Annotated in this window: 10 protein-coding genes; 3 read left to right on the top strand and 7 right to left on the bottom strand. The window is 58.3% G+C overall.

Annotation, left to right across the window (positions count from 1 at the left end):
- Window positions 1-845 precede the first annotated feature (845 nt).
- Window positions 846-2,252, bottom strand: a complete 1,407-nt coding sequence (locus K227x_RS26380; protein ID WP_246146307.1) for a chromosome condensation protein — start codon at window positions 2,250-2,252, stop codon at window positions 846-848.
- 86 nt (window positions 2,253-2,338) lie between these two features.
- Window positions 2,339-3,217 (bottom strand): hypothetical protein, encoded by an 879-nt coding sequence (locus K227x_RS26375; RefSeq protein ID WP_218933555.1) that lies wholly within the window; start codon window positions 3,215-3,217, stop codon window positions 2,339-2,341.
- A 431-nt stretch (window positions 3,218-3,648) separates the two neighbouring features.
- Between K227x_RS26375 and K227x_RS26370 the strand changes: the two genes are divergently transcribed.
- Window positions 3,649-5,067, top strand: coding sequence for a glycosyltransferase family 2 protein (locus K227x_RS26370; RefSeq protein ID WP_145175045.1), 1,419 nt, complete (start codon window positions 3,649-3,651; stop codon window positions 5,065-5,067).
- Window positions 5,068-5,088: 21 nt separating this feature from the next.
- Here K227x_RS26370 and K227x_RS26365 read toward each other — a convergent pair whose 3' ends face one another.
- Window positions 5,089-6,366: a glycosyltransferase gene (locus K227x_RS26365; protein WP_246146306.1), complete on the bottom strand. Its 1,278-nt coding sequence runs from the start codon at window positions 6,364-6,366 to the stop codon at window positions 5,089-5,091.
- A 481-nt stretch (window positions 6,367-6,847) separates the two neighbouring features.
- On the opposite strand from K227x_RS26365, the gene K227x_RS26360 reads away from it, so the two are divergent.
- On the top strand, window positions 6,848-8,110 hold the full coding sequence (locus K227x_RS26360) for an efflux RND transporter periplasmic adaptor subunit (protein ID WP_246146305.1): 1,263 nt from the start codon (window positions 6,848-6,850) through the stop codon (window positions 8,108-8,110).
- A 46-nt stretch (window positions 8,111-8,156) separates the two neighbouring features.
- On the opposite strand, the gene K227x_RS26355 is transcribed toward K227x_RS26360, so the two are convergent.
- Complete coding sequence (locus K227x_RS26355) at window positions 8,157-10,055, bottom strand: TolC family protein (protein ID WP_246146304.1); 1,899 nt, start codon at window positions 10,053-10,055, stop codon at window positions 8,157-8,159.
- A 166-nt stretch (window positions 10,056-10,221) separates the two neighbouring features.
- Window positions 10,222-11,571 carry a glycosyltransferase gene (locus K227x_RS26350; protein ID WP_246146303.1) on the bottom strand — a complete coding sequence of 450 codons (1,350 nt, stop codon included), beginning with the start codon at window positions 11,569-11,571 and terminating at the stop codon, window positions 10,222-10,224.
- Window positions 11,572-11,988: 417 nt separating this feature from the next.
- Here K227x_RS26350 and K227x_RS26345 point away from each other — a divergent pair, with 417 nt between their 5' ends.
- A complete protein-coding gene (locus K227x_RS26345; protein ID WP_145175039.1) occupies window positions 11,989-13,800 on the top strand; it encodes an arylsulfatase in 1,812 nt (603 codons plus the stop codon).
- On the opposite strand, the gene K227x_RS26340 is transcribed toward K227x_RS26345, so the two are convergent.
- Window positions 13,797-14,618: a sugar phosphate isomerase/epimerase family protein gene (locus tag K227x_RS26340; protein WP_145175036.1), complete on the bottom strand. Its 822-nt coding sequence runs from the start codon at window positions 14,616-14,618 to the stop codon at window positions 13,797-13,799. The two genes, K227x_RS26345 and K227x_RS26340, sit on opposite strands and share 4 nt — an antisense overlap.
- 197 nt (window positions 14,619-14,815) lie before the next feature.
- Window positions 14,816-15,781 (bottom strand): TIGR01777 family oxidoreductase, encoded by a 966-nt coding sequence (locus K227x_RS26335; RefSeq protein ID WP_246146302.1) that lies wholly within the window; start codon window positions 15,779-15,781, stop codon window positions 14,816-14,818.
- Window positions 15,782-15,838 lie beyond the last annotated feature (57 nt).

Raw genomic sequence — 15,838 nt, 5'->3', positions numbered from 1 at the left:
CTGTGGGTACGCACGGGGCGTTGCCCACGTGGTTAAACGATTGGGCTTGGGGGGTCTGCTTGTCGTTTCACCGCGTGCTCGTCGGGCCGCGCGTTTTTGTTGTGGGGACGCACGGGGCGTTGCCCACGCGGTTAAACGATTGGGCTTGGGGGCTGCTTGTCGTTTCACCGCGTGCCCATCGGGCCGCGCGTTTTTGTTGCGTGTACGCACGGGGCGTTGCCCACGCGGTTAAACGATTGGTCTTGGGGGGGCTGCTGTCGTTTAGCCGCGTGCCCGTCGGGCCGCGCGTTTTGTTGTGGGGACGCACGGGGCGTTGCCCACGCGGTTAAACGATTGGGCTTGGGGGGCTGCTTTTCGTTTCACCGTGTGCCCATCGGGCCGCGCGTTTTGTGGGTACGCACGGGGCGTTGCCCACGCGGTTAAACGATTGGTCTTGGGGGGGCTGCTTGTCGGTTCACCGTGTGCCCATCGGTCCGCGCGTTTTGCTGTGGGGACGCACGGGGCGTTGCCCACGTGGTTAAACGATCTGGGCTTGGGGGGCTGCTTGTCGTTTCACCGCGTGCCCGTCGGGTCGCGCGTTTTGTTGCGGGGACGCACGGGGCGTTGCCCACGCGGTTAAACGATTGGGCTTGGGGGGCTGCTTTTCGTTTCACCGCGTGCCCATCGGGCCGCGCGTTTTGTTGTGGGGACGCACGGGGCGTTGCCCACGTGGTTAAACGATCTGGGCTTGGGGGGGCCGCTGTCGTTTCACCGCGTGCCTATCGGGCCGCGCGTTTTGTGGGGACGCACGGGGCGTTGCCCACGTGGTTAAACGATTGGTTCCGGCCTGCTTCCCGAGGTGGCTCTTAACCACGTTCGGGGATTTCTTCGCCCATCGATTCGCGGTCGGACGATTCCCGAATCCGCCGAACGACCATGTCTAGCAGATCCTCGGCCGCCTGCGTCGAAACCGCTCGGGGGTCGTGATGCAGGGTGATCGTCATTCGTTTTGCATACCAACTGACTCCGAACGCCGCATTCAGATGTCTGGCGATGGGCGGGATCGCTTCGACTTCGTCAAGCACGACGTTCCCGCACTGCAACCGCCCTTCCCTGCGTGGCAACGGGCTGCGTGCAAACAGGCGACTCAGGTTCGTGAAAACCACTGTCGTTTGGCAACGCTTGGGTCTGGCGGTTCGTTTTAGCCCACGTGGGACCCATCTTTGTGCCCACAACGAATAGATGAACAGGTAGTTCAACTGCCGTCGTTTGATCAGGCTCATTTCCTCGCTGAGGCCTTTCAGCAGTTGATCAGGTTCATCCATGTCGCCGCTTCGTCGATCCAGGAACACGGAACTGACGATGTTGGCAGCCGGCGCCTGGTACTGCTGTTTCCGCCGCATGCTGACCGGGATCATCAATCGCAGCCAACCGTTGGTGTTGGTGACGTTCTGTGATCGCCGGAACTCTGAAAGAGCAAGAAATAGGTTGCTGATCAACAGGTCGTTTTGTGTTACCCGTTGCCGTTTGGCGGCGTGTCGCAGCTTCGTGGAATCTTGTTGGTCAAAGTGGTGGGCGACGACGGCCGGGAAAGTCGGTGGTGTTGGATCCGTTGGATCGGCTACGCGATGGGACACCAAGTGTTCTGGTTTTCGAGTCAGGAATTGCCATACCCCACGCAGTCCGACTGTTTGGCGAGATGCGATTCGCAGAAAGCTTCTTGTCGTCAGTCCTAGCGATCCGCGATCTGCCATCAGGCTCTGGTCGACGTCCGGAATCGAATAGTCGGCGTCTTGGTCTATCTGCATCGTGTAGGCCACCAGCAGTTCGTGAATGACCTGAAAGATCGCCAGCCCGTCGCAGCAAGCGTGATGGAACTGGACCATCAATTCGGAATCACTCTGGTTCAAACGAACGGCAAACTTCAGTCCATGCTGGACCTTCAGGTCTAGGCGGTCGAATTGGGGGCGTTCCGAATCGGACGTCTCGCACCAAGTGATTTGAGGTGTCGGTTGTTCCACCTGCCATCGGTATCTTCCCCGCTGCTGTTGGACCGTCGAACGCAACAGCGGGTGTCGTGCGATCGTTGCCCGTGCTGCCGATCGGAATGCGGCTTCGTCAAGTCGCCCATGGAACCGCATGCGGACAAAGCAGGTGGTGGGCAGCGAAGTGCTGTCCTGATGCAGCATCAGCTCTTCGAAGTGGGTCAGCGGATAGGTGGACGGCATCAGCGAGTTGTCAATTTTCAAGTGGATGAACTGAATCAGCAACATGAATGGGCGTTTCGCCGGACCGCGAAATAGCACCCCACCGTCCATCGAAAGATCCGTCTTCGACGCAAAGGATCCGCTCCACCATATCACTCGCCGCGAAGAAACGCTGTCATCTCGGGTTGCCCAGGGCTGCCCCAATAAGGCGTGATGTTGAGGTCGATCACATAAAAGTTGTCATCGTCGTCCTCGACCACATCCATGGCCCCAAAGTCGAGTTGAATCCCGTCCACGAAGGATGCAACGATGGATTTCAGGCGAGGCGAAAGATCGTCGTCTGTATCCGGCGATTGGACCAGACGCGAGCATTCGAGATAGTGGAAATTGTCTCGCGACCGCGCCCCTTTGATTCGCTGGACTGGATTGGCAGAGTCCGATTGAACGAATCGAGAGATGACGATTCGGTCCTGCAATAGATACGCCCGGTAGTACAAGCCTTTCCGGTTTTCGATCAATCGTTCGATGGCAAGTCCGTCATCGTCCCAGTGGTCCGTCAATTCCGACCGCGTCATGACCGGATAGTCCAGGTTTCCGTCTAGCACGGCCGATTCGGGCGGCAGTCCCAGTCGGATACGCGTATCGGAATCCAGCAGCCGTTCCTTCAGTCCGCCGTGGTTGCATTCGGATTTCAGGATCAGCTTTTCGTCGGGATCTCCGCCGCGGGTGGCCGCAGTCGATGGAAGTCCCAGCCGCTGACACTCGGCCTGGACGTGCTTTTTGGTGATGTCACAGACATCGGCATTCAGGATGCGAATTCCTCGTTCACGAAGTGCCGCGAATAGTTCGCTGCGTTGTTTCGGGAACATCGCTTGGCGGCTGAGGTTCAGGTGTACTAAGAAATCCGTCGTGTCGGGAGTGACGCGATCCAGCACGTCCGCCACTTCGTCGTGCGGCAGGGCACCGATTCGGTACGCATTGGGACGCCACTCACGAATGGCGTACAGTTCCCACGCGTTCCACTCATACACCGCCAGCCGACCTCTGTTCATTCCAATGCCTTCGAAAATATCGACTCAGGTTGTCGCGTCCCTGACCCATGTGTCCAGAACCGCAGTGATCGTCGTGGGCGCGTCTTTGTAGCACTCCGTCTGGCAGGCTTCCACCCATCCATCGGCCAGCGTCGTGGTGGCGCGGAGTCTGCGTTTCGATGGTGTCCAAGCAAGTTGCCTGACATGCCGACCGGTGCGTTTGCGAAATGGGGGCAGGCTGCGATCGTCCGATCGGCTTTCTGTTTCATCTGCTGTGCCTTCCCCGTCACAGCTGGTATCGTGAATCGTCGTCGGTGCTGCATCGGCAGTGGTTCGTGATCTTTGGCGGACCGCATGGCGAACCACGGCGCCGATTCGGTGTCTTCTGCTGAACCAAAACTTTCGACCGCTCCTTTGCGACTTCCTGCAGTATGGCTAACGACGGCGAGGACGATTCCAGATTAGCCGGCGCATCGCCGCCCAGGATCAGTGTCGTCATCCCGGCCTTCAACAATGCCGCATTCATTCAGCGAGCGCTGGCCAGTGTGTTCGATCAGGGCTATCGGAACACAGAGATCATCGTGGTGGATGATGGGTCGACAGACGGGACGGCCTCGATGCTTGCGAAGTTTTCGGACCAGATCAAAGTCATCCGACAGTCCAATGCTGGATCCGCCGTTGCCCGGAACGTCGGGTTGAGTGAAGCGACGGGCGACTATGTGGCTTTCCTCGATGCCGATGATTGGTTTCTGCCTGGTAAGTTCTGCCAACAGGCGGCGATCCTGAACTCGGATCCACGGTTGGGTGCCGTCCACAGTGGGTGGAAGATTGCCGACGCGGCCGGCACGATCGCCCAGGACGTGCAGCCCTGGAAGGTCGCCCCCAAACTGGATCTGAACACGTGGTTGGTGTTCAAGCCAGTCAAGCTGGGGGCCATGTTGTTTCGTCGCCATTGGCTGCAGCAAGTCAGCGGGTTCGATCCCGAACTACGGCAATCGCAAGACGTCGACTTGATGCTGCGTTTGTCGCTGGCCGGATGTCCGTTCCGGTGGCAGAGAGAACCGACGCTTTGCTATCGGCACCACGATGCCAGCACGATTCGCAGCAACAGTCTGGGCCAGGTGAAATATGCCACGATGGTGCTGGATAAGTTCTATGCCAATCCAATGGTCCCCAGGGCGATGAAACGCCGCGAGCGGTCGGTTCGTTACTATTCGGGGATCTGGCTGGGCTGGCATCTGTTCCAAACCGGGAACGTGGCTGCCGTCGCCAACCAACTACAGCAAACCCTTCGGTATTCCAAATCGGATTTTCGCCACACCGTTCATGATTGGTTGTATCAATTCGCGAACTGGACGTCGGATGCGGGTTTGGTCGTGGAAGACTTGCAGTCGATGATTCCGGAATGGGTTTCCCTTGGCGAAGTCGAAACGTCTGAATCCGACGATCTGGCTGCCACGCTGAACTGGTGGCTGGCCGTTTGGTGGCACTACATTGAACAGCATGATGCGGAAGCGGCACGGCAGCTAGAAACCGTTCCCCCGCGAACGTCGCAGCAGTTGGTGGAACAGGTCAGCTTCTATCTAAGAACCGGATCGGATTCCGCACACGTCGAAGCGGTCGATCGGTTCTGGCAGGATGCCTTGACGTCCGGCTTGGTCCAGCCTTGCGATCAACACCTGGTGACGGAACTGTACGTGACACTGTGTGGTCGCGCACTGTATGGCGGCGATTGGCGGATTGCCCGTCAGGGGTTACTGCGAGCGGTGCAATTTGGTTGGCGTCCTCGCGGATGGCGGCCGGCCATTCACGCGGTCCGGTCGCTTCTCGCCGAGCTGCGAACGGCCTAACGATTTGCCGCGTGCCCAAATTCACAGAGACACATTGGGCGTTTCCAATGACACCTCGGGCATCCGGTCATCCAACAACTGGACGTCACTGGGCCCATGCACTTCGTAGGTCACGCCACGCCAGACCACGCTTCTTAGAAAGGTGGCACGAATCATCGCCGAGATATGGACGAAGACCGATAGCAGCATGGCGACCGGGACTTTCAACAACTGGGGGCCCAGCATGTTGGGCGTCGATTCGCCTTGGGCGCGAATGATTCTGCGTGCGGCCAGGTCCAGTAGCAGCCACAACGTCATCACGGTCACGCTGTAAACCGCCGCCCCAGCCGCAAACCAAAAGGCTTCGCTGCGCAGCCCCTGCTGGAGGCACGCCAGTGATAGCACAATCGCCGCGATGTAGGTGCCTAGCACCCCAAGCGTGTACATCAGCATCGCTGGCCACCAATCGGCCATGTAGGTTTTAGTCCACTTCAACTGCCGTGTCAGAAAGCTGTGTGCAAACCGTAGATCACAGTCCTCGCGATTCGCCATCATCAGCGACGGGACAAATCGAAGTTTCAGTCCCTGTTTTTTCATCGCGACCCGGACGGGGCCATCGTCCACAATCGATCGTGCCAACGTTTGACGAAGTCCGCTCTGGTTCACCACCGACGCGCGAATGGCCAGGGACCCGCCCCACGGGATCTGTCCCAAGTGCATGGTCACGACGCCAATCCCGTTACAAACCTGTCGTACCAGAGATCCCATCGATCCGATGGTGGGCAGAAACCAACGGTTCCCAAAGGTGGCGCCAACGGTCGGATCGGCCAGCGGTGCGACCAGTTCGCGAAGCCAGGACGAGTGGCTTTCCAGATCGGAATCGGCAAGCACGACCACTTCGAACGAATCGTCGATTTCATCCAGCAATTGGACCAGCGAACTGCACTTCAAACTGCATGTCGTCAATCGGTTGCGAAGTGTCGAAGCGTGGACTGTGCATGCGGCGGGCTGGTCAATCGTGGCGTCGAGAACCGATTCGGGGCTGATGGTTTGCTTGACGATATCCCAGGCGGGATCGGTTTCGGAATCGACCGCGATGAATATTTCGTAGTTGGGATATCGCTGATGCATCAGCCTCCGCAATCCACCGGCCAAGTTGGGATCGGCTCCTCGCAGACACATCAGCACGGCCACCTTGGGCAGCATGCCGTCGTCCGATTCTTCGGACCGATGCCAAATCAGGGCGGCCAGCGTGAACGCGGTGGACAGTGCGTTGACCGCTGCGAATCCGAACAGGGCCCAGAAAGCAATCGTCGCCATTAGAAGAAGCATTGGGAAGCAAAGCCGAGTGTGGCGATTCGATTCGGGAAGACCGGCAGCAACCTACGCGAACACCGGGCCAAGGTCAACTTTGCCCCCTTCCCCGCAGCCGTCCCATCCCTGCGCCAGTTGCCTCCACTGACTCGATTCGCCTCCCCCCCCCCCCGAACCCAGAACCCGAGAACCGAGAACCGAGAATCGAGAATCGAGAATCGCCAAAATCGGGAATGCTATTGGACTGTTAGGCGTGCTTTGCTAAACCGTGGGACGCTGGTGTTTCGCCGTACCTGCGGTCGAATGCGACCAGGAATAGGCACTGCACGTCGGTCACGCATACGAATGACGGGCAAAGGTTCAGTGGCTCTTCCTGTCTTCATGTGGCAACCTTTGCCCATGATGATCGATACTTCTTTGCCGCCGATTGCGTGGTGAAAATCGTTGATAGACGAATGATTACCGCACCTAGGCAAGGATTGGCCGCTTGAGTCGCCCCGTCAAAACACGATCGACATTTTCGCGGCTGATGATTGGTCTGGTCGCTGCCGGCTGCCTGCTCTCAGCGGTGATTGCCGTCCGGTTGTTCAGTCAACGCAACGAATTGCCCGAACTGCGTACGGTCAACGTCGAGCGTCGTGACCTGGTCATCACCGTGGGCACCACCGGGACCATCGAACCCAACGAGATCGTTCAAGTTGGTCCCGATGTCGCCGGAAAGATCGTCAGCTTCGGCGTCGATACCCGCGATCCCGACAAATCGATTGGTGTCGGTTCACGAGTCGCCAAAGGCACCGTGCTATTCCAACTGGATACCCAGCAATACGAGATCGGGCTACAGCGGGCCGTTGCCGCCCACCGATTGGCCGCGGCCGACTTGGTTCGCCTGGAAGCTCAATCTTTGCAGGCCCAGCGAAATCTTGATCGTGCAAACCGTCTGCGATCGACGAACTCGCAAAGCGTCTACGACGAAATCGTCACCGCCAACGAAATGGCGACGGCACTGCTGGCCGTTGGAAAGGCCAAACTGGATCAAGCCGACGCGGAAGTTCATCATGCCAAGGTCAGTCTGGAAAATACAAACATCCGCTCGCCAATCGACGGCATCGTCATCGATCGACGAGCCAACTTGGGGCAATACGTCAGCGTCGGGCATCCCGGACTGTTCCTGTTGGCCGAAGACTTGGACCAGATGCGAATCCGGGCGTCGGTCAGCGAGAGCGACATCGGGAAAGTCAAACTAGGCCAAAGCGTCACGTTTACGGTCGATGCCCATCGCGACCAGGTGATGACAGGACGTGTGAAAGAAATACTGCTGAACGCCCGAATGCACGGCAACTTCGTGACCTACGACGTGATCGTGGCGATCAACCCAACGCAGCTGAATCTGTTGCCGCACATGACGACGGACGTCGAGTTCGAAATCATCAAGCACGAAAAAGCGTGGGTGGTGCCGACCGGCGCATTGCAGTGGTGGCCCGGGTCCGAGCAAATGGAACATTCCGTCGCCCGCGATGCGGCCTCATCGAGCGACGAATCCAACCCGCCAACTCAAGGCGACAATGCCTACGTTTGGGTGCCCTCCGAAAACGGCAAGGTGCGTGCTGTCCCGGTTCGTGTCGGCATCGACGATGGGGTGCAGACCGAAGTGATCGGTGCCGAATTCGAATCCGAATCCCCAGTGGTCGTCGGCGAAGTCAAACGCACGACGTTGGCCCGGATCATCCCGACCGTCAAAACGCTCCGCTAAACGCAAAAAGCGGGATAGATCTCTTTCTCCGGGGATCGGCGCATCGTTATCGCAGCGTGCTCGATTTCTGAGTCGCCGACGGGCTGGCGATTCGAGTCCCCGTCACGTTGTTGTCCAGGTTCTCCCGCTGGGAGAACACCGATGCGGAGTTTAGCGAGAAACGACATTCGTCGATCGTTGGCTCGCTGAAACCGACGCCCATCGCTTGCAGCAAGGTGCCTCGCGCGTGATGCACTTTGATGAACGCCAAGTTGTAATCGACCAAGCTGCGTTGGGATTCCGTTTCGGCTTTGGTGGCTCGGATCTGAGCCTCCAGCACATCTTCCACTGGAACTTCGCCCTCGGCATGGCGTTGCGATTGGGCTGTCAATCGAATCAGCGATGCATCACGACTCTGCTGCATCGAATGCATCGTTCCGTAGGCGCGATCCAGATCGATGAATGTGGTTCGAAGCTGGGCTGAAATCTGTCGACGTTGTTCTGCGGCGATCGCCCGCTCTCGCTGCAGTTGCAGTTGGGCATGTCGGACCGCTGCGTTTTCGCGTCGGTTCATCACGGGGCGGCTATAGTCGACCCCTACCTGCCAACCTTGCAACGCACTGCCGAACAGTTCGGTGTCGTTGGTCGGGTCGTCGGCCAATCGTCGGTATTGACCAATGAAATCTAGCTGGGGGCGTTGGAAGTTTTTGGCCGCCTTGATTTCAAGGATTCGCTTGTTGATGACCGCCTGTTGTTTGCGAACCTCGATGCGGTTTCCTTGGGCTAGCGAGTCGCTTTCCTGCCAATTGAAACGCAGCGGTGCTCGCAGCGGCGGTCCGATGGGTTGGATCAGCCGGTCGTCGCAAGCGGGCAGCGCCATCAACGTTCGCAGTTTTAGTTCGACGTTGTAGACGCCGGTTTGTCCCGCAGCGGTACCGCAGATCGCGTTGCGGACAGCGGCCTCGGCGGAAAAGAACTGTTGCCTCGCCAAAGCTTCTGCGTCGGGAGGGCTGACCATTTCATCGACGCGTTGCTTTTCCAGTTGCCAAGCCTGACGCGCGTTTTCATAGGCCGCTTTCTTGGCAGCCAAATTCTGATAGGCGAAAAACAGTTCCCAGTAGACGACCGATACATCCCGGACCAATTCGGATACCGCCAGTTCCACTTCCAGTCTGGCCTGCTGGTGATCGATCTGGGCGATGCGGACACCTCGGTAGAGACCTGGTTTCGCCATCGGGCCCGCGATGTCATTGATCTCTCGGCCCGATCCTCGCATCAACGGATGCCGCACCTCTGCCCCGTAGGCAGCGTAGAGTCCGCCGGCAAGCGTTTGGTCGTATCCGCCGATGGCCCCGACCGATACTTCGGTGCCGGAATGCAAGATGCGGCCAATCCCTAAATTCGCCAGCGTCTCGGGCTGTGAAAAGACGCCGAATTGACCTGTCGAAAACGCCGAATTGACGGAGTTGCCATCCCCGTTCCATACAAACCCGGATTGGATCTGCGAATCGAAGGCCGACAATGACGCGTCGATGCCAAGGTTCGGATCGCTCCGCAGCAAGGCGGGGTCCAGCGTGGTACGCACCATATCGGGATACGCCAGCACGCGACCGCCATGGTCGCGGATGACCGAGCTGCCCGAAAGAGCCAATTGGATCGCTTCGTCCAGCGACAAATGCCACGCCGCCAATTGGTCGAATTCATCTGCCGTGGGCGGCGATCGCTGAACCGACGTTTCTTGATGCGAAACCGTGGCGATGGATGATGCCTGGTCCGCCGCGAACTGGGCGGGATCGTCACGACCATCGGCGGGCGAATGGTCCACCCAATCCGACGACTGATTTTTCGGTTGCCACAGTCGGCTTGGACGGGGGATTTGGCACCCTGGCGTACCGGCAATCGCCATCACGACCAACGTCAACGTGGTCGCCAGGTGATTCGATTTGCCGGATCTGAAAGTACGCATTCGTGGTTCGCGGTGCCGTTGGATGCATGCTCTAAGGATGTCGGACCTTAACGTTTATCGGAGTTACACCTCGGATATGCCAGCAGCATCGTTGTCTGCCGATTCAACTGCCTAATCGGCAAAGTTGCCGGTTGGATGGGCTTCGGCGATAACGAGACGCAGACGATCAAAGAGAGCGAGATTGCGTGCCCGGATCGCAGTAGGGGGCATGTGGCCCCCGTTGGATCTTGCCGCCACGAATTTGGTAGGCGATGCCACGCCACTTCACTTTCGTCGTGAAGAAGCACTTGCAGAACCAAATGGGCGAGATGATTTGGCTGACCACGATCCAGATCGGCAGTTTCACGCACGTCCCCAGCGATAGCCCATCCGATTCGCAATCGTCGTTCAATGCATTTCTTTGAAAGCTGCGTTCGCACATCAACACCAAAACGGTGTTGGCAATTTCAAACGCAACCAATGCAATGCCGGCGGCGGCCACCGAATCGAAGTCCGATCGGAACCAACCCACCACGGCCACGACGGCCGCCACGAACGGAATGGCCGACGATAGGATTCCGTAGCCGACGGTTGCCGGCCAACTGGGATGATACAGCTTCGCCGTCAACAGTTGTCGCGGCACCCAGTTCATCAGGTCACCGAAGGTGCATGTTTCGCGATTGACGACCATGACGTTGGGGACAAAGACCTGTCGGTACCCGTGTCGACGGACCACTCGGTCCAGCATCGTGTCTTCGCAAAATGCGTGCGACCACTTGTCCAACAAACCAGCCTCGTCGATCACGCAGCGACGAATGGCTAGGCTTCCGCCCCAAGCGATCCGGAACACGATCATGTTGATCGCGGCCGGGATATTCCATAGGTAGCGGACCAGCGAAGCGGCGGTAGGATCCTGGGGGTGGTACCAGCGATTGCCGGTCGTGACGGCCACGTCCGGGTTCTGAAGTGGCGCCGCAAGATCGGCCAACCAAGTGGGCGCGGGAACCGAGTCGGCGTCGCACAACGCGATGATCTCGATGGACGAATCAAGGTCTCCGATGGCCTGGACGATGGCACTGCATTTCAGGCTGCAGGTATCGGGCGGATCCTTCAAAACACTGACCCGCATTCGATCGTCCGATTCAAAATCACGCAGAACCGCCGCAGACGGGTCCTCGGCATGGTCAACGACAACTTGCAACTGGTAGTCCGGATAATCTTGGTCCAGCAAGCAGCGGACGGTTTGCCCTAAAAACGGATCAACCCCGCGAAGACAAAGGATGATCGCGGCGTGCGGAGTGAATGACGAATTCGTCCGTCGCGATCGACGCGACATCATCCACACAAAGAACAGCGAAAAGACAGTCTGGATCGCTACGATCAAAACGACAGCCCAAGAAAAAGCGATGGCGATCGTCACGCTGGAATATTCCTTGAAGGGGCTGGTGTTTGAAAGGAGCGGTGGACCAGCGCCGGCATCGATTCGTCGACAACGGTATCGCGCCGTCGTCGGTGCATCATCGGACAGTCGCGGCACAGCTTAGCACGGTTGTCGAATCGGTATCGTCCACGATTTTGCCGGAGTGCAACCAATGGGGAAGCCCAGGCGGATGTAGCTTTCTTTCCCATGCATTGAGGTGGTTTCCGGTTGCTGTGGCCGCTCAGGTCCGTCGTGGCAGCACTGCAGATCGGAGGGGACACCGGCCCAGGGCGACCGAACGGCGAGATAACAGGTATGGTAGATGCCCTTCGTGCCTCTGAATTCAGCGGTGAATTGGTGCTGATGTTCAATGGATCCGATTCGAAATAGTAGACTGATCAGATCGCATTGGGACTTGGCCCCAATGGGATACCTGCAGGACCTGCTCGGGATCGGACACCTCGTTTGCCGCTCTGTCCTTGGCGATTCTGCGGACTGATCTGTGAAACCTATCGATTGAAAAGAATGCTTCCGATGAAACGTTACGCATGCAGCTTGTTGTTGTCCATCTTCTGCTTGGCGGTGTGCCGTCCGGCATGTTCTCAGCAGCCGAACTTGGTCATCTTCCTGGCCGATGACGCTGGTTGGGGAGACTACAGCCAGTCGGGCAACCTTCAAATTTCGACGCCCAACATTGATTCGATCGCCCAGCAGGGTGTTTCCATGGATCGTTTTTACGTGTGCCCGGTCTGTGCACCCACTCGCGCGGAATTCTTGACCGGACGCTATCACCCGCGGGGCGGCGTGCGTGGCGTTTCGACGGGACAGGAACGGCTGGACATCGATGAGAACACCATTTCGGACGCCTTCCAGGCCGCCGGCTACGCCACCGGTGCGTTTGGAAAGTGGCACAACGGTAGCCAGTGGCCGTACCATCCCATGGCACGTGGCTTCGACGAATATTTTGGGCACACGTCTGGACACTGGGGCGAGTATTTCGATGCGCCACTGGAGCACAACGGCCGCATGATTCGGACAGAGGGGTACATCGTGGACGTTTGCACCGATCGTGCCATCGACTTCATCGATCGAAACAAGGACCAGCCGTTTCTTTGTTACGTACCGTTTAGCACTCCGCACTCGCCATGGACGGTACCAGAAGAATACTGGAAGCGATTCAAAGACCTGTCGATCCAGCAAACCGCGACGGACGCAAAAGCCGAACTCGATGACCACACTCGCTGTGCACTTGCGATGGTCGAAAATCAGGACATGAATGTTGGCCGCGTGCTAGAAAAGCTCCGCGACCATGGCATCGATGACAATACGATCGTCGTGTACTTTTCGGACAATGGCCCCAACAGCCATCGCTGGACCGGCGGAATGAAGGGCCGCAAGGGCAGCACCGACGAAGGCGGCGTGCGATCGGTTTGCTACATCCGTTGGCCAGGGAAACTGCCCCGCGAACACACGGTCACGCAAATCAGCGGCGCGATCGATCTGCTGCCAACACTGACCGCGCTGGCTGGTGTGGATCGCGTCGGTGAAAAGCCACTGGACGGACGCGACCTGACATCGTTGCTGATGCAGCGGAACCTCGATTCGGCTCAGCGAGAGGCGTTTTTGACGCATCAGCAATTCTCGACTTGGGGCGGCAAGGTCAGCGTGCGGACGCAAACCCATCGGCTAGACCACCAAGGCAAACTTTTTGACATGGTCGCCGACCCCGGGCAAACCAAGCCCATCAACGATCAACGACCGACACTGGCCACGGAACTGGCTGAATCGGTGAAGTCATGGCGTCACGAGATGTTTGGCAAACCGGCAGTCGTCCGAGGTGCAAAGAATGACAGGAATGCCGTTGACCAGCGTCCAATACCGGTCGGCTATCGCGAGTTTCCGATCACGATGTTGCCAGCCCGCGACGGTGACCCCAGCGGATCAGTGCAACGCAGCAGTCGTGCACCGAATTGTTCGTACTTTGTCGATTGGACCAGCGAACAGGATGCGATGGTGTGGTTGCTAGATGTCCACACCGCCGGGCGCTATGAAGTCGCCATGGACTACACCTGCAAACTGGCCGATGTCGGGGCCACGATCGAATTGAGTTTTCAAGACGCTCGTTTGTCCGGCAAGGTCACACCCGGTTGGGACCCGCCGTTGTACACCCACCAAGACACGCTGCCGCGTCCGCCTGCGGAAAGTCAGATGAAGGAATTCCGCACGCTGGCACTCGGTCAGATGGACTTGCCCGCCGGCGTGGGACCACTGACGCTGCGAGCGACCGATATTCCTGGGGACTCCGTCATGGACGTGCGGCGCATCACATTGACGCTGCTGCCCTAGCCCATCGCTGCCTTGGACACGCGGACGCATTGTCGAATTTCTTCGATCGGATCTTTCGGGTTCTCTTCGTACTCCAGCGAGATCGCACCGTCGGATGGGAAGTCGACCATTCGCAATGCGTCAAAAACACCCTTCACATCCAGGTGTCCCTTTCCAAGGATCACGCCTTCGGTCTTGTCCTTCATCTCCGCAAAGTCTTTCAAGTGGATCCCATACAGGCGTCCCTTGAACAATCGAATGACCTCGGTCGCCTGTTGGCCCGAACGAATGTAGTGCCCCAGGTCTGCACATGCGCCGATTCGTTCGTCACGCCCATCGATCACTTGCAGGACGTCCATGGCCTTGTTGTAGCGATGGCGAGGTCCGTGATTGTGGATCGCAATTCGAATGTCGAACTCTTTGACCAGATCATCCAAGCTGTCCAGCGAATCGGGGTCTGGATCCGCCGTCAGCGCCTTCACGCCAAGCTTCTTTGCGAACTCGAAGATTTTGCGGTTCTCCTCTGCGTTCTTCGTGAACTTGTTCACTCCGTGAGCCGAAATGGTCATGCCCAGGTTCGCGACCTTTTCGCGAGTCGCCGTAATGACTTCGTCGCTGGCGTCCGTGCCGAGCATGCCCCCGTAAAACTCCACCTGCGAAAAACCAAGCTCGGCTGCGTGCTTGAGCGCCGTGTCGGTATCGAACCCACGCAGCGAATACAACTGGATTCCCAGTTGGAACTTGTCGGATGGTGCAGCGAAGGCGCTTCGTGCAATCGAGCTAGCGACGATGGTGGCGGAAGTGGTAGCCAAAAATCGGCGACGATTCAAAGAGTTCATCGATGGACTTACTAGGGCGGAGGGAGTGAATGAGGTTGGCAGGATTGTGCGTTGATGGGCCTGTCGTCCTTGGGGGGACCACCGTCACCCAATCAACGCAGTGGTGGCGACTGGAAACAAGCCAGACCCATGATACCTAAAGCGACTGATCGAAGTTCCATTTCATCGAAACGATTTTCGGTGGCCGTGTGAATCGTCTAGTGGCCAACCGATTCGATTTGTCTGGTTTGCAGATCCCGCAGTGCTGGTTCGAGCTCGGCAAACCGGAAATTGAAACCTTCGGCCATCAAACGCTTGGGAATCACGTAGCGACCGTACAGCACCAATTCCGGATCGGTCCGCATCACGAGGGGCGCCCCTATGCGAACCATCCATTCAAATGCGGGCAGACCGATGGGCATCCCAGTGACCCGGCGAAGCGTTCGCATGAAGTTCGCTTGCGACTCTGGATTGGGGGCTGAAACGATGTAAACGCCGGACATCGTTTCGTCGATGATTGCACGGGTGAAAACGGCGTTGACGTCGTCTTCGTGAATCCACGACATACCCTGCGTACCGCTGGCCACCCTGCCGCCGATGCCCCACTTCGCAATCCGTCGAAGCGTGCCCAGTGCTCCTCCGCCGGCCCCACGATCGTGGCCGACGACAAAGCTGGTCCGCATCACGACGCCGCGTTGCCCCGGCAACTTGCTCTCCGCCAGCGCGGTTTCCCAAGCCCTGGCAACGGTCGGTGCAAATCCAATTCCTGCGGCCGATTCTTCGGTGCATACAGCCGATGGCGGGTCGCCGTACAGATGAGCCGTACTCATTTGCACCCAGACCGGCGGTGGCGAACCAACCGCCCGCATCGCCTGACCCAGCGCCCGAGTCGACTCGACCCGCGACCGCAGAATTTCGTCTTTATGATCTGGCGTCTTGATGCAGTTCACCGACCGCCCGGCCAGGTTGATGACCGCGTCGCACCCATCCATCGCGTCCGCCCAACTGCCCAACGTGCGGCCATCCCAAGCCAGATGCGTCCACCGCCCAGCTGCCTTCGGTGCTGACCGCGACAATAGAGTCACATCGGCACCATCCTGGGCCAACGCACTTGCCATCGACAGCCCTAGAAATCCGCTCCCACCCGCGATCACGATCCGTTTGTCACTCAGTTTCTGGTCCACTGGATTTTCCGCGTTGGGATGTTGAGGATTGAATCTCTTTGATAACCGCGAAACCAG

The organism is Rubripirellula lacrimiformis (genome assembly GCF_007741535.1).
Lineage (GTDB): Bacteria > Planctomycetota > Planctomycetia > Pirellulales > Pirellulaceae > Rubripirellula > Rubripirellula lacrimiformis.
Note: the sequence above shows the minus strand (reverse complement) of the source record. Positions and strands in the feature narration are given on the sequence as shown.

Bases quoted from the DNA above. Each gene is read 5' to 3' on its own strand.
- K227x_RS26380 (WP_246146307.1), bottom strand. From the start codon at position 2,252: ATGTTGCTGATTCAGTTCATCCACTTGAAAATTGACAACTCGCTGATG.
- K227x_RS26370 (WP_145175045.1), top strand. From the start codon at position 3,649: ATGGCTAACGACGGCGAGGACGATTCCAGATTAGCCGGCGCATCGCCG.
- K227x_RS26365 (WP_246146306.1), bottom strand. From the start codon at position 6,366: ATGGCGACGATTGCTTTCTGGGCCCTGTTCGGATTCGCAGCGGTCAAC.
- K227x_RS26355 (WP_246146304.1), bottom strand. From the start codon at position 10,055: ATGCGTACTTTCAGATCCGGCAAATCGAATCACCTGGCGACCACGTTG.
- K227x_RS26345 (WP_145175039.1), top strand. From the start codon at position 11,989: ATGAAACGTTACGCATGCAGCTTGTTGTTGTCCATCTTCTGCTTGGCG.
- K227x_RS26340 (WP_145175036.1), bottom strand. From the start codon at position 14,618: ATGAACTCTTTGAATCGTCGCCGATTTTTGGCTACCACTTCCGCCACC.